Below are 18,550 nucleotides of genomic sequence, written 5' to 3' on the forward strand. Positions count from 1 at the left end.
TATGGACTTTATTACAATTATAGCCTTGATCGTTGCCTCTATGTTGAAATACTCAGCACCATTGATTTTTACAAGTATCGGTGGAACTTTCTCTGAACGAGGCGGTATCGTAAATGTCGGCCTTGAAGGAATTATGGTAATTGGTGCTTTCGCAGGTGTTCTCTTTAACTTGACTTTTGCAGAAAGTTTTGGAAATGCGACACCTTGGATTGCTGCGATTGTAGCAGGTCTGATTGGAGTTCTCTATTCATTGCTCCATGCGGTTGCGACAATTAACTTCCGTGCTGACCATGTTGTCTCTGGTACAGTTTTGAACCTTATCGCACCATCTTTGGCAGTATTCTTGACACGTGTTATCTATGGTGCTGGTCAAACACCTGCTATCAGTCATAACTTTAAGACTGTATCATTCCCAATCTTGGATCATATTCCATTCTTGGGTAAAGTTTTCTTCACTAATGTTTCTTTGGTAGCATATGTTGCCATCTTGGTTTCAGTAGCATCATGGTGGCTTATCTTCAAGACACGCTTTGGTTTGCGACTTCGTTCAGTTGGTGAACACCCACAGGCAGCCGATACACTTGGGATTAACGTCTACCGTATGCGTTACTATGGCGTTATGATTTCAGGTTTCCTTGGTGGTGTTGGTGGTGCAGTTTATGCACAATCAATCTCAAACAACTTTGCTGTTACAACAATTGCAGGTCCTGGTTTCATCGCCTTGGCTGCTATGATTTTTGGTCGTTGGAGTCCAATCGGGGCTATGCTTTCAAGTTTGTTCTTTGGATTGTCACAATCATTAGCAATCATTGGAAAACAGCTCCCACTCATTTCACATGTACCAAATGTGTATTTGCAAATTGCACCATATATCTTGACTATTATTGTCTTGGCTGCTTTCTTCGGTAAAGCCGTTGCACCTAAAGCAGATGGTGTTAACTACATCAAATCTAAATAAACACACTACAGTGTTTCAGATAAGAAGGTCTATCGGCCTTCTTTTTTATTCGAGAAAAAAAGCTTGTCAGTGCTTACTAAAGTAGGTGTCGACAAGCTTTTGTTTTTTTATGAAAAATGTGGGTTAAAGACCTTCTCATGACCAATAGTGGTGTCCCATCCATGACCTGGGAAGACTCTGTAGTGGTTAGGAAGTGTAAAGAGTTGTTCTTTAATACTAGTGAGTAATTGTTCGTGGTTCCCTGTTGGAAGGTCCCAGCGTCCAATTGTTTCTTTAAAGAGGGCATCACCAGAAAATACAGTTTCCTCTTTATCAAAGATAAAAGAAACACCTCCAATAGAGTGTCCTGGGGTTGGAACAACTTTAAACTGGAAATCCTCGATGTTATAGTCCTGAGTGAAATCGAAGTAGTATTCTGCCGGATTGACAATAACGTCTTCCATATCGTCATGACGTGGAAGTCCAGATAAATTATCAATAGGATTCAGCAACCAGTCTTTTTCAGCTTCGGCAACGTAAACAGGAGGATGATTGTATGCCTGACGGACTGCCTCAACACTCATAATATGGTCGTAGTGTGTATGTGTCAAAAGGATAGCAGCAACTGGTTTGTCGATTGCTTTTAATTCAGCTAAGATACTAGAAGTATCACTTCCTGGATCAATGACTAGGCAGGCTGTATCGTTTTCTAAAATATAGGTATTTTCCTGAGCAACAGGATTTAAAATTCGTCTTATTTTCATAGCTCTAGTGTAGCACGAATTTAAGGCTTTTTCCAATATCAGAATGATGGCTTTGTCTTTTTTTGGTGCTTTGGATATGCTATAATAAGGTCACTATGAGTGAAAAAAACACGAATAAATATGCCATTGTTGACTTGGAAGCAACCTCCGCTTCGTCAACGGCTAGTATTATACAGGTGGGAATTGTCATCATGCAAAATGGTCAGGTGATTGACGAATTTGCGAGTGATGTCAACCCACACCAAGAACTCGATGATCACATTATTCATTTAACAGGGATTACCGATCAGCAGTTGGCTCAAGCCCCAGATTTCTCAGAAATTGCTAGAACCATTTTTGAACTGATTGAGGACTGTATTTTTGTTGCCCATAATGTTAAATTTGATGCCAATTTGCTTGCAGAGGCTCTTTTCATGGAGGGCTTCGAACTAAGGACTCCTCGTGTTGATACTGTCGAATTGGCTCAGGTCTTTTATCCGACGTTAGAACAATATAAGCTATCTCATTTATCCAAGGTTCTTAATCTTGACCTAGCTCAGGCCCATACCGCTATTGAAGATGCGAGAGCGACCGGACAGCTTTTGTTTCATTTGATGGATAAGATTACCAGCTTACCTAGACAGACCATTGAGATGCTTTTGACCTTTTCAGATAATCTTCTTTTTGAGACTGAGTTGGTTATTCGTGATGCTATAAGAGGTCAAAATTTAGGCCTTTCAAAAGAATATGTCATGCTTGAAGAATCTGGAATTGTTCTTCGTAGACCTTTGACTTATAAGTCTGAACGAAAACTATCTCAAGATTTTGATACCAATATTGCTCTCTTAGATTTGGAATCACGGCCTAAACAAAAAGAGTTTGCAGAGGCAGTTAGAAGGGAGCTTGATAATACTGATATTTCCATGATTCAGGCTCAGACTGGAATCGGGAAAACCTATGGCTATTTGCTTCCCTTGTTGGCACAGTCTGATGTAGATAAAGTGGTGGTGGCTGTTCCGACCAAGCTCCTTCAAAATCAGATTATGAATCAGGAAGCTAAAGCCTTATCGGATGTCTTTAATATTAACTTTCATAGTCTCAAAGGACCTCAGAATTATATCAAATTAGATGCATTCTACCAGACCTTACTTCGTCAGGATAGTAACCGTTTGATTAATCGTTACAAAATGCAACTCTTGGTTTGGTTGACTGAAACAGAGACAGGGGATCTTGACGAAATCAGACAAAAGCAGCGCTATATGGCTTATTTCGATGAGATTAAGCACGATGGTAAGCTAAAAGCTGACAGTCTTTTTACTGAATATGATTTCTGGCAACAGTCCTATCAAAAAGCCCAAGAAGCAAGGGTAGTTGTGACCAATCATGCTTATCTTTTGAGACGTATGGAAGATGATCATGATTTTGTTCGAGGAAAGACTCTTGTGATTGATGAGGGACAAAAGATGGTTCTGGCTTTGGAACAATTTTCACGTCATCAAGTCAATCTTACGGTCCTTTTGCAACATATTCATCGAATTCTTGATAGTGGTAGTCAAACCCTGCTTCAACAACGCTTGCTCGAAAATTTGCAGTTTGAAGTTAGCCATCTAATCCAAGAACATCAACAATTTCCTCAGAAGCAGTATAATCGCCAGCAATTAGAACGTTTGCTACAAACCATTTCTGAACTGGAAGGTGAAAGTGATTTGATGGAGATGTTGTCTCCACTTAAGACACCTCTTTACAGTCATTTCTGGCTTGAAACAGACTATTATCAGGAACATCGGGTGACCTATTTAAAGGCGTCACGTCAAGAGCTCTTAGAGCTTTCAGCTTATCTACCAAGTGCTCAAAAAGTGATAATTGTTTCAGCAACTATTGATGTAGGACCTGATGTTGATGTGGCTGATTTGTTGGGCTTAAAACAGGTACGCAAGGTTAGCCTCCCAATGGACACTTTACCCAATCAAGCTATTTGGATTGATCAAAGTATGCCTATGATTGGTATTGCTTCTGAGGAAGAGTATGAAGTTGCTCTTGCAAAGCGTCTCCAGAAGCTATCTGAAATGGAATATCCAATTTTAGTACTATTCACGTCTCGAAAGAGTATGATGGCTGTTTCAGATTTATTGGATCATAGGGAAGTTCGTCACCTAACTCAAGAGAAAAATGGGACTGCTTTTAATGTCAAAAAACGTTTTGATAGAGGTGAGACCAATCTCCTTCTGGGTATGGGGGCGTTCTGGGAAGGTGTGGACTTTGCCCAACAAGATAGGGTAATTGAGGTTATTGCACGTCTGCCGTTTGACAATCCTAAGGATCCATTCTATCAAAAGATTGAATCTTGGTTTTCTAAGCAAGGAAAGAGCACATTTGATAGTTACAGTCTTCCCATGACGGTTTTACGTTTTAAACAAGCTATTGGGCGTGCTCAGAGACGTCCAGAACAGCGCTCGGCTATTCTTCTTATGGATAATCGCCCGCTCGTTAAGAGTTATGGAAAACTATTTCTAAAAGAAGTGACACAAGAAGTTGCGCTTAAGCACGCTAAGTTCGAAGAAGTCAAAGAGGATATTCAGGATTTCTTAGAAAAAGAAAGTTAACTTTTTAAAAGAAACCTTTTCTAAGATTACTCAGGCTTTATGAATTTTACTGACTTATAAAAAAGATAGACTTATTGCTCAATACTAGCTATATTGCTATGTAAAGATTTATCATTTTCTGATATAATAAATTCAGAAACTTTTTTAGGAGGCATTATGCGTAAACAACGTTCACCCTGGACCAAAAAGCAACAGTTCATTTTTGGAATAATTGTAATCGTTGTGACCTTAATTGCCTCTTTGACTGCTATTCTTATTGTAGCGACTAAGCCTTATGTAGACGCTGAAAAGAAGGTTATTGCCATAGCAGAGAGCAAAGCAGATATTAAGACTGTTACTGAATTTGATATCTACCATGGTGAGGCAACCTATTACGGACTTCTTGGAAAGTCTGGTCAAGGTGAGAAACTGGCTGTTATCGTGAGTCATGATTCAGGTGAGGTTGATATCTTCAAGCAATCTGATGGTATAAGTAAGTCAGTGGCTAAGAAAGCTGCTAAAGCCTATGGTGCAAAGGATATATCCTATGTCCACCTAGGAAAATATGGCAAAACTCCTATTTGGGAAGTGAAGTCAGGAACCCAGTATTATCTGGTTGATTTTATCTCAGGTCAGGTTATTAAAGTGGAAGGACTATAATGAAATGACAAAATTATCAAATCGTGTATTACAAATGGAAGAAAGTGTTACTTTAGCTGCCAGTGCGCGTGCTAAAGCTCTTAAAGCTCAAGGACGTGATATCTTGAGTTTGACACTTGGTGAACCAGATTTTGTAACACCTAAGAACATTCAAGATGCTGCCATTGCCTCTATTGAAAATGGTAAGGCAAGTTTCTATACCGTAGCTTCTGGACTTCCAGAACTTAAGGATGCGATTAGCACTTACATGGAAAACTTCTATGGCTATGCTGTAAAACCAAATGAGGTTGTTGTCGGCACTGGTGCGAAGTTTATCTTATATGCTTTCTTTGCTACGGTCATCAATCCTGGTGATGAAGTCATTATTCCAACACCCTGCTGGGTTTCTTATGTAGACCAAGTTAAAATGGTTGAGGGTGTTCCGGTCACTTTCCAAACGACTGAAGCTAATCACTTTAAAGCAACGGTTGAACAACTTGAAGCGGCCCGTACTGAAAAAACCAAAGTTGTCTTGCTTAATTCTCCATCAAATCCAACAGGAATGATTTATAGTAAGGAAGAATTGCAAGCAATCGGTGACTGGGCGGTTGAGCACGATATCTTGATTTTAGCAGATGATATCTATGGCCGTTTGGTCTATAATGGCAACACCTTTACTCCAATTTCAAGTCTTTCAGATGCCATTCGTAAGCAAACAATCGTGATTAATGGCGTTTCCAAGACCTATGCTATGACAGGTTGGCGTGTTGGTTTTGCTGTCGGAGATCCAGAAATTATTTCAGGTATGGCTAAGATTATCAGTCAAACGACATCAAATCTTACAGCAGTTTCTCAATATGCTGCTATTGAAGCCTTAACAGGTGATCAGTCTTCTATCGAAGAAATGCGTCAGGCCTTTGAGGAACGTTTGAATACGATTTATCCACTCCTAGCTGAAGTGCCTGGTTTTGAAGTCATCAAACCTCAAGGTGCCTTTTACCTCTTCCCTAATGTTAAAAAAGCGATGGAAATCAAAGGCTACACAAATGTTAATGATTTTACAAACGCTATTCTTGAAGAGGCTGAAGTGGCTTTGGTAACAGGTGCAGGATTCGGCGCACCTGAAAATATTCGTCTTAGCTATGCAACAGACTTGGATACTTTGAAAGAAGCAGTCCGCCGAATCAAAGCCTTTATGGAAAAATAGAATTAATATAGATTAAAAGAAAAGAGAAGTAATTACATGTCTAAACAATTAGTTTCAATTATTGATGTGCCTAAACATGTGGGTGAGGAAATCACTATCGGTGCATGGGTAGCTAACAAATCAGGTAAAGGAAAATTGGCCTTTCTTCAATTGCGTGACGGGACTGCCTTCTTCCAAGCTGTGGCTTTCAAGCCTAACTTCATCGAAAAATATGGTGAAGAAGAAGGTACTGAAAAATTTGATACTGTTAAACGCCTTAGCCAAGAAACATCAGTTTATGTGACTGGTGTGGTTAAAGAAGACGAACGTTCAAAATTTGGTTACGAGTTGGATGTGACAGCAGTAGAAGTCATCGGTGAATCACATGATTACCCAATCACACCAAAAGAACACGGAACTGACTTCTTGATGGATAATCGTCACCTTTGGTTGCGTTCACGTAAACAAATGGCTGTCCAACAAATTCGTAATGCGATTATTTACGCAACATACGAATTCTTTGATAAAAATGGTTTCATCAAATTTGATAGTCCAATTTTGTCAGGAAATGCTGCTGAAGATTCAACAGAATTGTTTGAAACAGATTACTTTGGTACTCCTGCTTACCTAAGCCAATCTGGTCAGCTTTACCTTGAAGCTGGTGCAATGGCTCTTGGTCGTGTCTTTGACTTTGGTCCTGTTTTCCGTGCTGAAAAATCAAAAACACGTCGTCACTTGACTGAGTTCTGGATGATGGATGCTGAGTATTCATTCCTGACACATGATGAGTCACTTGACTTGCAAGAAGCTTATGTTAAAGCGCTTATTCAAGGTGTTATTGATCGTGCGCCACAAGCTCTTGAAATCCTTGAACGTGATGTAGATCTTCTTAAGAAATACATTGCTGAGCCATTCAAGCGCGTGTCATATGATGAAGCTATCGATCTTCTTCAAGCACATGAAAATGATGAAGATACTGATTACGAGCACCTCGAACATGGAGATGACTTTGGTTCACCACACGAAACTTGGATTTCTAACTATTTTGGTGTTCCAACATTCGTTGTTAATTATCCAGCAAGCTTCAAGGCCTTCTACATGAAACCAGTTCCTGGTAATCCTGAGCGCGTTCTTTGTGCAGACCTTTTGGCTCCAGAAGGTTATGGTGAAATCATCGGTGGTTCAATGCGTGAAGATGACTACGATGCTCTTGTAGCTAAAATGGATGAACTCGGAATGGACCGTTCAGAATACGAATTCTACCTTGACCTTCGTAAATATGGTTCAGTACCACACGGTGGTTTTGGTATCGGTATTGAACGTATGGTTACTTTCGTAGCTGGAACAAAACACATCCGTGAAGCTATTCCATTCCCACGTATGTTGCACCGTATCAAACCATAAGTAAAATTCTTTAGGAGTGCAAAAGTATGAAAAGATGGTTACTTGGTCTTTTGGCCTTACTTTGTATGGTTTCAATGGTAGCTTGCAGCAATTCTGCTCCCTCACTAGAGGGTGAATGGCATGCACAAGATGCCTTAAAGAAGGATTATACGATTGTTTTCAAGAAAGATAAGGTCAAGATTGGTGAGCAGGATTATAACTATACAGTGGATGGTCCCAAGTCTAAAGATGACTTTACCTATTATTCGCTAAAAGTAAAAGATCAGGGAAAAGAAACGTCTTATACAGTATTTTTCCCAACTAAATCCAAAGAGGTTGCTCTTTTTCTACAACCAAATGATGAGAAAGAACCCATTAAGGGCCAAATGCTCTTTGCACTTAATAAAAAAGAAAAACCAGACTACTATAGCTATGTCAAAAAGTATCTGAAATAAAAACGCCAACTGGCGTTTTTACTTTAAATTAAGGAGGGTGAGGAAAATGTAGGCAACTCTAAGTAAGTCTTTTAGAAACAATCAAATTACATATTGAAAGTGAGAAAACGATGTTTAAAAGAACTTACAAAGGCAATATTCCACTTCTAGCAGGACTGGAATTCACATCTTATTTTGGAATCACCAGTTTTTGGATTTTATTTTTCATTCAGAATGGTCTTTCCTTACTTCAAATCGGTTTACTAGAAAGTATCTTTCATGGGACAAGTCTCTTGTGTGAGATTCCATCAGGTATGTTGGCCGATCGGTTTAGCTACAAGACCAATCTCTATTTGGCTCGCTTGGCCAGTATTGGATCCTCTGTCTTGATCTTACTTGGTCAGGGAAATTTTTGGATCTATGCGATTGCCATGATGGTCAATGCTTGGTCTTACAATTTTGACTCGGGGACCAGTACGGCTTTCTTATATGATTCAGCAGTTGAAGCAGGTCAAAAGGACCGCTATCTTCAGATTTCTAGCTTTTTGTCTGGTGTGGCAGAAGTCACCCGAACTCTAGGTACAGTTGTTGCTGGTTTCTTTGTTCACGGAGCCTTGGCCTTGACCTATCATATTGCGATTGGCCTTTCATTAGTTTCCATTCTCTTGATTTTTCTGATGAAGGAGCCAGAAACTAAGAGTGATGAAAGAGATCGCTTAACCTTAAAACGGATATTGGTGGTGGTGAAACAAGAATGGCAGGAGAAACCGGTCTTATTTTACTGGATGCTCACCTATCAACTGCTAGGAACCATCATGTGTATGTTTTATTTTTACTACCAACAGAAAATCAGTGACCTAGCCAGTTGGCAAGTATCGCTCATCATGCTTGTTGGTAGTCTCTTAAATCTTCTAGCTGTTTATCTAGCTAGTCAAATCGGGAAAAAATGGAATAGCAATCAAGTCTTTCCAATTCTGGTTGCGCTGACAGGGTTGGCCTTGCTGTTGGTATGGTTGAGAACTCCATTCGCCTATCTAAGTGTTTATCTCTTGACCAATGCACTTTATGCGGTTTATCAACCCATTTACTACAATGATTTACAAGGCTATTTACCATCCAGTGTACGGGCAACCATGCTGAGCATCAATTCGATGATGTTTAGTCTATCCATGATTGTCATCTTCCCACTGACGGGTTGGTTCATCGATAGTTATGGATTTGTAGTAGTCTTTATCATCCTGGGCCTTGTAACGCTATTCTCTTTCCCTCTCTTACTGATTGGATTGGGGAAAATGGGCAAGATAATAAATAAAGGGACAAAGATGGATTAATATTCTAGACTTTTATTAGTCTACATAAGTTTAAATTGGATAATAGCATCTTGCTTAACAAAATCCGAACGAACTCTCTCTGCTGTGCAGGGAGAGTTTTTTTATCTTTAAAAATTGTGGTAAAGTAGGCACATCCTTTACAATAAGAATCGAGTCGTGTGAAATCTTTAGGTCAAATGCTCTTTGCACTTAATAAAAAAGAAAAACCAGACTACTATAGCTATGTCAAAAAGTATCTGAAATAGTTGGAGAAGGATTAGCCTAGTGCTGATTCTTTTCTTTTTGGAATTATATGTTTCAATTTTCAGAATATTTTGTTATAATAGCAACATATTAGTCAAAGGAGAACTATCATGGCAAAAACTATTCATACTGATAAAGCACCAGCAGCAATCGGACCTTATGTTCAAGGTAAAATCGTTGGCAATCTTTTGTTCGCTTCTGGTCAAGTACCATTGTCACCAGAAACAGGTGAAATCATTGGCGAAACAATTCAAGAACAAACAGAACAAGTTCTTAAAAATGTTGGGGCTATTTTGGCAGAAGCTGGTACAGACTTTGACCACGTTGTCAAAACAACTTGCTTCCTAAGTGACATTAACGATTTCGTTCCATTTAACGAAGTGTATGCAACTGCCTTTACATCTGATTTTCCAGCACGTTCTGCAGTAGAAGTGGCACGCTTGCCAAAAGATGTTAAAATTGAAATCGAAGTTATTGCTGAGATTGATTAAGGAAGGGAGCTTTGGCTCTTTTCTTTTTTTCTCAACTATGATAAACTATTAAAGATAAATCATTTTCGATGTTTGGGAGACACCATCGCTAAAAAAAACCATTACTGGCGTTTTTTTTTGGCTCCCTCAAGGGGCCTTTTTATGTGTCTCAAACATCACGAATAAAGAGGAATATTATGAAACGTCAATCAGCTTTGGTCGTCTTTAGTGGCGGTCAAGATTCTACTACTTGCCTATTTTGGGCTCTAAAACATTATGAAACAGTTGAATTAGTTACTTTTGCTTATGGCCAACGTCATAGCTTGGAAATTGAAGTCGCTAAAGAGATTGCGCAAGAGCAAGGGCTTAAACACCATGTTTTGGACATGTCTTTGCTTGGTCAAATTACTGAAAATGCTTTAACATCTGATATTGAGATTGAGGCAGAAGAAGGTGAAGTTCCTAATACTTTTGTGGACGGGCGTAATCATCTTTTCCTTTCTTTTGCAGCTGTTCTGGCTAAGCAACGTGGTATCACTGACATTGTTACGGGAGTTTGTGAGACAGACTTTTCCGGTTATCCAGACTGTCGTGATGTTTTTGTCAAATCGCTTAATGTTACACTTAATCTTGCCATGGCCTATGATTTCGTTATCCAAACTCCTCTCATGTGGTTAGATAAGGCTGAGACTTGGGCTTTGGCTGATCAACTTGGAGCTTTCGACTACGTTCGTGAAAAAACGCTGACTTGTTATAACGGTATTATTGGGACTGGTTGTGGGGAATGTCCTGCCTGCCATTTGCGTCAAAAAGGACTTGAAAAATATCTAGCAGAAAGAGGAGAAGCTTAATGTTCTTTGCACCGAAAGAAATCAAAAAAGAAACAGGTGAGTCTTTGGTTTACAATTCTCACCGTACAATGGTTTCTAAAGAGTTTACTTTTGATGCTGCCCACCATCTTTTTCATTATGAAGGCAAATGCAAATCGCTTCATGGTCATACCTACCATCTTCAAATAGCAGTGAGTGGTTACTTGGATGAGCGTGGCATGACCTATGATTTTGGTGACCTTAAGAGCATTTACAAGGATCATTTGGAACCTCATCTGGATCACCGTTATCTCAATGAGACTCTGCCTTATATGAACACAACTGCGGAAAATATGGTTTTCTGGATTTTCCAGATGACGAGTCAACATCTGCCAGAGGAGAGAGGACTTCGTTTGGAATATGTACGCCTTTATGAAACACCAACAGCCTTTGCAGAGTTTAGACGGGAGTGGTTGGATGACTAGAGAACGTGTACTCAAACTACCAGTGCTTGAAATTTTTGGACCAACCTTTCAAGGGGAAGGGCGAGCAATTGGTCAAAAAACCATGTTTGTAAGGACAGCAGGATGTGATTACCACTGTGATTGGTGTGATTCTGCCTTCACTTGGGATGGTTCAGAAAAGCCAACTCGTATGACAGCTGACGAAGTCATTAAAGCTTTGGATGCGCTAGGAACTTACGACTATGTTACTCTATCTGGAGGAAACCCAGCTCTGCTAGCGGCTAATATGGCTGAACTCGTTTCAAAACTCAAGGCAAGAGGCGTAACCCTGGCCGTTGAAACACAGGGTTCTCGCTGGCAGGAGTGGCTAAAGGAAATTGACCAAGTAACCTTAAGTCCTAAACCGCCATCATCCAAGATGGAAGTCAATATGGAAACCCTTGACTTTATTGTTTCTCAGCTTGATCCTGATAAAGTTACCTTCAAGGTTCCTGTTTTCGATGATACAGATTTAGCCTTTGCTAAAATGATTCAGGAACGTTATCAGCCAGATGTCATGTTTCTTTCAGCTGGTAATCCTGAACCTAAAGCAGAGGGTAATATTGTCCAACATCAATTAAATCGCCTAAAAGAACTATGGGAGACTGTAGCTGCTGATAATTCGTGGGGCAATGTGCGTGTCCTCCCTCAGCTTCATACCCTACTCTATGATAATGAGCGTGGTGTCTAATCTTCACAGTCTATAAGATTAGAATTGATAGTATTTTGACTTTTTTGATGATTAAGATTAGAAATTAAGATTAAAAATCGACTATGTAAAGGTCTAGAAAAATTAATAACGAAGGAAGAAAAATGTCACAACAAGAAGAAATGAAAAACCTCACTCTCCTTGGTAATAAGGAGACACCTTATATTTTTGAATACTCTCCACAAGTCTTGGAGTCTTTTGATAATCGTCACACTGATAATGATTACTTTATCAAATTCAACTGTCCAGAATTTACGTCACTTTGTCCTATTACTGGCCAACCTGATTTTGCAAGTATCTATATTTCTTATATTCCAGACCAGCTCTGCGTTGAGTCTAAATCTCTAAAGCTTTACCTCTTTAGTTACCGTAATCACGGAGATTTCCATGAAAACTGTATTAATACCATTGGTAAAGATTTGGTGGAGCTTTTGAACCCCCGTTACTTAGAAGTTTGGGGTAAATTTACACCTCGTGGTGGTATTTCTATTGACCCTTATTATAATTATGGCCGTCCAGAAACTAAGTATGAAAAGATGGCAGAGCAACGTCTTTTTAATCACGATCTTTACCCAGAAAATATTGATAATCGTTAATATCATGCTAAAGTCCTTATACAAATAGAGGGCTTTTTTTGTTTAAACACTTGCCTTTAAGCCCTAAAAGAGGTCCGCCTAACCGTTTTTCACAAAGAAAGTTAGGTCTTTGTTAGTCTTCTATTGGTTTAGTCTGAGAAACTTCTATTATTAAAATAATTTGACAATAGAAGTTTTATTTCTTACAATTAAAGTGTAAATGGAAATGTAAGCGATTGCTTATAAAAGGTATATTTTTTTAAAAGGGGAAAAGACAATGAGAAAGAGTTTACGATTATTTTCATGTGCTGTCCTAGGGGCAGCTATTTTAGCACCAACGGTAGTTGGCAACAATCATGCACAGGCCGATAGTTATTATGGCCGAGGTTACTATAATAACTATTCTTATAATCCATGGTATAACAACTATTATCCAAACTATGGTTATAACTACGGATATAATGGCTATTACCCAGGCTATAATTACAATTATGGCTATAACTACGGTTACAATAATTACTATCCAAATTATAACTATGGCTATAACTATAACTATAATTATGGCTATAACAACTATAATCCTGGTTACAACAACTACAATGAATCAGGTACTTATCGCTATAGCAATGGCTATTTGTACTACATCTTGAGTGATGGTAGCTACTATGTTAACTATAACGGTCGTTGGGTTCGTGGTGGTGACTATAATAACAACAATAGTGGTTCTAACAATACACCAACGACAGGTTATGAGGTTTTGAGAAATGACCCTCACTACCGTTATGAAAATGGTACTCACTATTATTTGAAAGATAATGGCGATTATTACTATTATTCAAATGGTAAGTGGGTACTTGTTAAGGCTTCAAGCACAGATTCTGAAGCTCCAACAACTTCAACTGTAGATTCAACGTCATCAGCAACTTCAGAAGCACCATCAACCGTAGATTCAACGTCATCTGCAACTTCAGAAGCGCCATCAACCGTAGATTCAACGTCATCAGCAACTTCAGAAGCACCATCAACCGTAGATTCAACATCGTCTGCAAGTTCAGAAGTAGCTTCAACTGTAGATTCAACATCGTCTGCAAGTTCAGAAGTAGCTTCAACTGTAGATTCAACGTCATCAGCAAGCTCAGAAGTAGCTTCAACTGTAGATTCAACTTCATCAGCAAGTTCAGAAGTAGCCTCAACTGTAGATTCAACTTCGTCTGCAAGTTCAGAAGCAGTATCAACTGTTGACTCAACTTCATCAGCAAGTTCAGAAGTAGCGTCAACTGTAGATTCAACCTCTGCCACAACTTCAGATGCTGCTTCAACAGGTAATTCAACTTCAGTAATCACCTCAGACTCAGTTGCTACTTCTGAGACAGGTTCAACATCAGAAACAAGTTCTGAAGCTCCTGAACTTGAAAAACCACCGTATGCGCCTGAAACAAACATTGACTATGATAAGTTGCCAAAACCAACATTGCCACCAACAGATTATCGCATGTATTCAGATCCACGATTTGTAGATGACAACGGTACCTATTACTACCGTGTGGCATTGACAGATGAAGATAATGCGCGTGGTATCGATGGTTACTACAAATGGGTTGATGGTAAGTGGAAACTCTACAATGGTACTGCCAATGATGACCCTGAGCTTGATCCAGATTTCCATAAACCAGCAGGAAACGACGAATACATGTACGATGACAATGCATCAAGTGTTAAGTTGTATTCTGAAAATGTAGTTGGTACTGGTAAAGCTGGTGAAGCTCTTCCATTCCAAAATGTGGATGAATTCAAAGATTATGTTATTAAGAATTTTGCTCCAAAATTCTTAGATAATGCTGGCTGGGATTGTAATGTAACTTGGGAAATTGAAGATGTTGACAACTTCAACGCTTCTAAGGGCAGTGCTTGGGCACGTGACTATGTTATTACAGCTAATCTCAAGAGTGGTGTTGACGACAAAAAATATAGTGATGTTGAATTTGGTTATGTTAAATTTGTTTATCATGTAGAACCAACTGAAAACTCTGATTATGTTGAAGTTGACTCAGCTAAGGCTGCCTTTAATGAAATCAATGCTCAACGTACAGCTGCTGGTTTGCCAGCACTTACATGGTCTGATGATCTTTACAATAGCACAACCCTTCCACATGCCAAAGATATTTCACACACTTACAACAGTGATGGTATTGTTTACCGTCGTGAATCTGATGGTTCAGTTGTAGCCAATAAATGGTTGAGTAGTGGTATTCGTGAACTTCTCATGAGTCCAGATGCTACTCAAGCAGCAGTAGCTTGTGTTGTCGCTGGTGACGGTACTTACTACTGGACTTTAAATTACCAATAAGAAGAGTTTAAATTAATTGTCCCAATAATGGAGGAGTCTGAGGTTAGTCTTGGACTCTTTTCCTTTATCTATTGAACGTTTAAGCTTTCAATATGGTATAATAGAGCCTAGAAAGAAGGCGAAAATATGCAGGTTAAGAGAGTTCAGGATTATATCTCTAAAGAGTGGTTCGATGAAACCGATGGCTCCTATTTCGAACGTCTAAATAGTCGTTTGCAAATACTTTTGAAAAAAGATTACCCTGATTTAAGAGGACATGATTTTATTAGTAATATCAGTCTTTTGGATTATAGGTTAGTTTTTCTTGATGAAGTTATTGCTAATGCTAATGAGAAAAACGAACATGTTCGGGAAACCGTTCACGATGTGACCAAGAGTTTATTGTACGAGGATCAAGACATCCAAGAACAATTGGATAGTAGGATCACTTTTGGTCAAAAAGTAGCGGATGAAGTGGCCCGATTTGGTGGATCTTGGACTTTTATCTTGTCATTCGTTGCTTTTATGGCTATTTGGATGGGGCTTAATGTTGTTCAACCTTTTGGGATTGCCTTTGATAAGTATCCATTTATTCTGTTGAATCTGGCCTTGTCCACTTTAGCGGCCGTTCAGGCACCATTGATCATGATGAGTCAGAATCGAGCATCGGATTATGACCGTTTACAAGCGCGTAACGACTATCACGTCAATACCCAGTCTAAGGAAGAAATTCGACTTCTGCATGAAAAAATTGACCACTTGGTTCAACAAGACCAATCAGATCTTCTGACAATTCAAAAATTGCAGACAGAAATGATTATGGGGGTTAGCCAACAAGTTGAGAAGATGTCAGACGATATTCGTGCCTTGAAAGAAGAAAGACTAGAAAGGGAGTCTCATGGGAACGAAAAAAATTAATTTAGTTGTTGTAACAGGGATGAGTGGTGCAGGTAAGACTGTGGCCATTCAATCCTTTGAGGATATTGGATACTTCACCATTGATAATATGCCACCTTCTTTGGTACCTAAGGTTATCGAATTGGTAAAACATAGTGAAGAGACAGATAAGATTGCTCTTGTCATTGATATGCGCAGTCGCTTGTTCTTCGATGAGATCAACGATATTCTGGATAAATTGGAAAGCAATGAGGAACTTAATTTCAAGATTCTATTCTTGGATGCCACGGATGGTGAATTGGTTTCTCGTTATAAAGAGACACGTCGTAGTCACCCACTGGCGGCAGATGGCCGTGTTTTGGATGGCATCAAGCTAGAGCGTGAGCTTTTGTCACCGCTTAAGAGTTTGAGTCAGAACGTGGTTGATACGACAGAATTAACTCCACGCCAGCTGCGTAAGGCTATTTCTGAACAGTTCTCATCTGAACAAGACCAATCTTCTTTCCGTATTGAAGTTGTGAGTTTTGGTTTTAAATATGGATTGCCATTGGATGCAGATTTGGTTTTTGATGTTCGTTTCTTGCCAAATCCTTATTATGATCCTGCACTTCGTAACCTCACAGGTTTGGATAAAGAGGTTTTTGATTATGTCATGAACCATAAGGAATCAGAAGAGTTTTACAATCATTTGACACAGCTTATTAAACCAATCTTGCCTGGCTACAAAAGAGAAGGTAAGTCTGTTCTCACTATTGCTGTTGGGTGTACAGGTGGTCAGCACCGTAGTGTAGCTTTTGCACATCGTCTGGCCCAAGATTTAAAAAATGATTGGACAGTCAATGAAACACATCGTGATAAGGATCGACGTAAGGAGACAGTGAATCGTTCATGAGAAAACCAAGAATTACAGTAATAGGTGGGGGAACTGGTATCCCAGTCATTCTTCGTAGTTTGCGTTATAAGGATGTTGATATCACTGCTGTGGTAACTGTAGCTGATGATGGCGGTTCTTCGGGAGATTTGCGTGATATCATGCAACTGACACCTCCAGGGGATTTGCGTAATGTTTTGGTAGCTATGAGTGATATGCCTAAACTTTATGAAAGAGTTTTCCAATATCGTTTTGATAAAACCGATGGTGCTTTGGCTGGTCATCCACTCGGAAATCTAATCATCGCTGGAATTTCAGAAATGCAGGGCTCTACCTATAATGCCATGCAGCTTCTGACGAAATTTTTCCACGTTACAGGCAAAATTTATCCTGCTAGTGAGACAGCCTTGACGCTTCATGCCGTTTTTCAAGATGGTCATGAAGTAGCAGGGGAGAGTAGTATTGCCCAGTACGATGGCATGATTGAGCGCGTTTATGTGACCAATACCTATAATGATGAAGAGCCTAAGGCCAGTCGTAAGGTTGTAGATGCTATTATGAATAGTGATATGATTGTTTTAGGTCCTGGATCTCTTTATACATCGATTTTGCCCAACCTAGTTATACCAGAGATTCGTCAGGCTCTTATCGAGACCAAGGCTGATGTCACGTACATTTGTAATATTATGACTCAGTACGGAGAAACGGAGCAATTCTCAGATGCCGACCATGTGGCTGTTCTTAATCGTCATCTTGGCTCTGATGTGATTGACAATGTCTTAGTTAACATCAAGAAAGTGCCTAAGGAATACATGGCTAGTAATAAATTTGATGAATACCTTGTTCAGGTTGAGCATGATTTTGAGGGCTTACGTCGTGAAGCTAAAACAGTTGTGTCTTCTAATTTTTTGCGACTTGAAAATGGTGGTGCCTTCCACCATGGTGACTTGGTAGTGGATGAGCTCATGCATCTAGTGAGGAACAAGTCATGAGTTTCACAATTAAGGTTAAAGAAGAGATAATTGCTGCTTCAAGCAAAGACAAGGCTGAGTTGTCAGCATTGATTAAGATGTCTGGTTCGGTTGGATTGACTAATCAAGGCTTGACTCTTTCCATCTCAACAGAAAATGCAAAGATTGCGCGACATATCTACCAATTAATGGAAAGTCGTTATCAGAGTAATCCTGAATTGAGACATCACAACAAGACTAATCTCAAGAAAAATCGTGTTTACACGGTTTTTGTCGCTGACCATGTCAATGATATTTTGTCCGATTTACAATTGGCAGATTCTTTCTTTGGCTTTGAAACAGGTATTGAAACATCAGTAATGGAAGATGACGAAGCTGGAAGATCCTATTTACGAGGCGCTTTTTTGGCGACTGGAACAGTACGTGATCCTGAAAAGGGACGTTATCAATTAGAAATTTTTTCCGTTTACCAAGACCATGCAGAGGATTTAGCTTCTCTCATGAAAAAATTTATGCTCGATGCCAAGGTTTTGAGTCATAAAAATGGTTTTGTGACCTATCTTCAAAAAGCTGAGGACATTATGGATTTTCTCCTTGTTATTGGTGCAATGAATTCTAAGGATGTCTTCGAAGAGGTCAAAATTATGCGAGAAACCAGAAATGATCTGAATCGTGCCAATAATGCGGAAACAGCTAATATTGCTAGAACGATTAGTGCTAGCATGAAAACAATTAATAATATTATCAAGATTATGGATACGGTTGGCTTGGAGATTTTACCGGTGGAGCTGCGCCAAATTGCCCAACTTCGTATTGCCAACCCAGATTACTCTATCCAGCAGATTGCAGATAGTATAGAACCTCCTCTGACCAAGAGTGGTGTTAACCATCGTCTCAGAAAAATCAATAAGATTGCGGACGATTTGTAAGTAGAAAGGAAG

General features: G+C 39.3%; 18 protein-coding genes. 17 read left to right on the plus strand and 1 reads right to left on the minus strand.

The genetic code is table 11. From position 1 onward, the window contains the following. Position 1 precedes the first annotated feature (1 nt). Positions 2–958, plus strand: coding sequence for an ABC transporter permease (locus tag NST80_RS04355; protein ID WP_004182401.1), 957 nt, complete (start codon positions 2–4; stop codon positions 956–958). A 107-nt stretch (positions 959–1,065) separates the two neighbouring features. On the opposite strand, the gene NST80_RS04360 is transcribed toward NST80_RS04355, so the two are convergent. Next, positions 1,066–1,701 carry an MBL fold metallo-hydrolase gene (locus NST80_RS04360; RefSeq protein ID WP_045768638.1) on the minus strand — a complete coding sequence of 212 codons (636 nt, stop codon included), beginning with the start codon at positions 1,699–1,701 and terminating at the stop codon, positions 1,066–1,068. 95 nt (positions 1,702–1,796) lie between these two features. Here NST80_RS04360 and NST80_RS04365 point away from each other — a divergent pair, with 95 nt between their 5' ends. From NST80_RS04365 to whiA, 16 genes are all read left to right on the plus strand, one after another. Continuing rightward, positions 1,797–4,283, plus strand: coding sequence for a bifunctional DnaQ family exonuclease/ATP-dependent helicase (locus NST80_RS04365; RefSeq protein WP_342504648.1), 2,487 nt, complete (start codon positions 1,797–1,799; stop codon positions 4,281–4,283). A 156-nt stretch (positions 4,284–4,439) separates the two neighbouring features. Continuing rightward, complete coding sequence (locus NST80_RS04370; RefSeq protein ID WP_214256695.1) at positions 4,440–4,922, plus strand: DUF5590 domain-containing protein; 483 nt, start codon at positions 4,440–4,442, stop codon at positions 4,920–4,922. Between the two features lie 4 nt (positions 4,923–4,926). Further along, entirely contained in the window at positions 4,927–6,108 is a 1,182-nt protein-coding gene (locus NST80_RS04375) for a pyridoxal phosphate-dependent aminotransferase (RefSeq protein ID WP_013990479.1), read from the plus strand. A 36-nt stretch (positions 6,109–6,144) separates the two neighbouring features. Then, the gene (gene asnS / locus NST80_RS04380) at positions 6,145–7,491 is read left to right on the plus strand and encodes an asparagine--tRNA ligase (RefSeq protein WP_073689031.1); all 1,347 of its coding nucleotides are present in this window, start codon (positions 6,145–6,147) and stop codon (positions 7,489–7,491) included. Between the two features lie 26 nt (positions 7,492–7,517). Further along, positions 7,518–7,925, plus strand: a complete 408-nt coding sequence (locus NST80_RS04385) for a hypothetical protein (RefSeq protein WP_342504649.1) — start codon at positions 7,518–7,520, stop codon at positions 7,923–7,925. A gap of 110 nt (positions 7,926–8,035) precedes the next feature. Further along, entirely contained in the window at positions 8,036–9,235 is a 1,200-nt protein-coding gene (locus tag NST80_RS04390; RefSeq protein ID WP_002891113.1) for an MFS transporter, read from the plus strand. A gap of 353 nt (positions 9,236–9,588) precedes the next feature. Then, positions 9,589–9,969, plus strand: a complete 381-nt coding sequence (locus tag NST80_RS04395; protein ID WP_002891112.1) for a RidA family protein — start codon at positions 9,589–9,591, stop codon at positions 9,967–9,969. 176 nt (positions 9,970–10,145) lie between these two features. After that, entirely contained in the window at positions 10,146–10,799 is a 654-nt protein-coding gene (gene queC, locus NST80_RS04400; RefSeq protein ID WP_004182407.1) for a 7-cyano-7-deazaguanine synthase QueC, read from the plus strand. Beyond that, entirely contained in the window at positions 10,799–11,242 is a 444-nt protein-coding gene (gene queD, locus NST80_RS04405; RefSeq protein ID WP_022496684.1) for a 6-carboxytetrahydropterin synthase QueD, read from the plus strand. The genes queC and queD overlap by 1 nt, the downstream gene beginning before the upstream one ends. Continuing rightward, positions 11,235–11,951: a 7-carboxy-7-deazaguanine synthase QueE gene (queE, locus tag NST80_RS04410; protein ID WP_022496683.1), complete on the plus strand. Its 717-nt coding sequence runs from the start codon at positions 11,235–11,237 to the stop codon at positions 11,949–11,951. Before queD ends, queE begins: the two co-directional genes overlap by 8 nt. 122 nt (positions 11,952–12,073) lie before the next feature. Then, positions 12,074–12,565, plus strand: a complete 492-nt coding sequence (gene queF / locus NST80_RS04415; RefSeq protein WP_003097375.1) for a preQ(1) synthase — start codon at positions 12,074–12,076, stop codon at positions 12,563–12,565. 256 nt (positions 12,566–12,821) lie between these two features. Next, positions 12,822–14,891 carry a serine protease gene (locus NST80_RS04420; RefSeq protein WP_049527899.1) on the plus strand — a complete coding sequence of 690 codons (2,070 nt, stop codon included), beginning with the start codon at positions 12,822–12,824 and terminating at the stop codon, positions 14,889–14,891. Between the two features lie 126 nt (positions 14,892–15,017). Beyond that, positions 15,018–15,788 carry a DUF1003 domain-containing protein gene (locus tag NST80_RS04425; RefSeq protein ID WP_013990485.1) on the plus strand — a complete coding sequence of 257 codons (771 nt, stop codon included), beginning with the start codon at positions 15,018–15,020 and terminating at the stop codon, positions 15,786–15,788. Beyond that, the gene (rapZ, locus tag NST80_RS04430; protein ID WP_004182413.1) at positions 15,769–16,659 is read left to right on the plus strand and encodes an RNase adapter RapZ; all 891 of its coding nucleotides are present in this window, start codon (positions 15,769–15,771) and stop codon (positions 16,657–16,659) included. Before NST80_RS04425 ends, rapZ begins: the two co-directional genes overlap by 20 nt. Further along, complete coding sequence (locus NST80_RS04435) at positions 16,656–17,630, plus strand: YvcK family protein (RefSeq protein WP_004182414.1); 975 nt, start codon at positions 16,656–16,658, stop codon at positions 17,628–17,630. Before rapZ ends, NST80_RS04435 begins: the two co-directional genes overlap by 4 nt. Then, positions 17,627–18,538, plus strand: coding sequence for a DNA-binding protein WhiA (gene whiA, locus NST80_RS04440; protein ID WP_002891101.1), 912 nt, complete (start codon positions 17,627–17,629; stop codon positions 18,536–18,538). The genes NST80_RS04435 and whiA overlap by 4 nt, the downstream gene beginning before the upstream one ends. The last annotated feature ends 12 nt before the right edge of the window (positions 18,539–18,550 follow it).

Source organism: Streptococcus sp. FSL K6-1323 (assembly GCF_038630745.1).
In the GTDB taxonomy this organism is placed as follows: Bacteria; Bacillota; Bacilli; order Lactobacillales; family Streptococcaceae; genus Streptococcus; species Streptococcus salivarius_D.

Bases quoted from the DNA above. Each gene is read 5' to 3' on its own strand.
- rapZ (WP_004182413.1), top strand. From the start codon at position 15,769: ATGGGAACGAAAAAAATTAATTTAGTTGTTGTAACAGGGATGAGTGGT.
- NST80_RS04395 (WP_002891112.1), top strand. From the start codon at position 9,589: ATGGCAAAAACTATTCATACTGATAAAGCACCAGCAGCAATCGGACCT.
- NST80_RS04355 (WP_004182401.1), top strand. From the start codon at position 2: ATGGACTTTATTACAATTATAGCCTTGATCGTTGCCTCTATGTTGAAA.
- NST80_RS04420 (WP_049527899.1), top strand. From the start codon at position 12,822: ATGAGAAAGAGTTTACGATTATTTTCATGTGCTGTCCTAGGGGCAGCT.
- asnS (WP_073689031.1), top strand. From the start codon at position 6,145: ATGTCTAAACAATTAGTTTCAATTATTGATGTGCCTAAACATGTGGGT.
- NST80_RS04365 (WP_342504648.1), top strand. From the start codon at position 1,797: ATGAGTGAAAAAAACACGAATAAATATGCCATTGTTGACTTGGAAGCA.
- NST80_RS04390 (WP_002891113.1), top strand. From the start codon at position 8,036: ATGTTTAAAAGAACTTACAAAGGCAATATTCCACTTCTAGCAGGACTG.
- NST80_RS04370 (WP_214256695.1), top strand. From the start codon at position 4,440: ATGCGTAAACAACGTTCACCCTGGACCAAAAAGCAACAGTTCATTTTT.
- NST80_RS04375 (WP_013990479.1), top strand. From the start codon at position 4,927: ATGACAAAATTATCAAATCGTGTATTACAAATGGAAGAAAGTGTTACT.
- queF (WP_003097375.1), top strand. From the start codon at position 12,074: ATGTCACAACAAGAAGAAATGAAAAACCTCACTCTCCTTGGTAATAAG.
- NST80_RS04425 (WP_013990485.1), top strand. From the start codon at position 15,018: ATGCAGGTTAAGAGAGTTCAGGATTATATCTCTAAAGAGTGGTTCGAT.
- NST80_RS04360 (WP_045768638.1), bottom strand. From the start codon at position 1,701: ATGAAAATAAGACGAATTTTAAATCCTGTTGCTCAGGAAAATACCTAT.
- NST80_RS04385 (WP_342504649.1), top strand. From the start codon at position 7,518: ATGAAAAGATGGTTACTTGGTCTTTTGGCCTTACTTTGTATGGTTTCA.
- queD (WP_022496684.1), top strand. From the start codon at position 10,799: ATGTTCTTTGCACCGAAAGAAATCAAAAAAGAAACAGGTGAGTCTTTG.
- whiA (WP_002891101.1), top strand. From the start codon at position 17,627: ATGAGTTTCACAATTAAGGTTAAAGAAGAGATAATTGCTGCTTCAAGC.
- queE (WP_022496683.1), top strand. From the start codon at position 11,235: ATGACTAGAGAACGTGTACTCAAACTACCAGTGCTTGAAATTTTTGGA.
- queC (WP_004182407.1), top strand. From the start codon at position 10,146: ATGAAACGTCAATCAGCTTTGGTCGTCTTTAGTGGCGGTCAAGATTCT.
- NST80_RS04435 (WP_004182414.1), top strand. From the start codon at position 16,656: ATGAGAAAACCAAGAATTACAGTAATAGGTGGGGGAACTGGTATCCCA.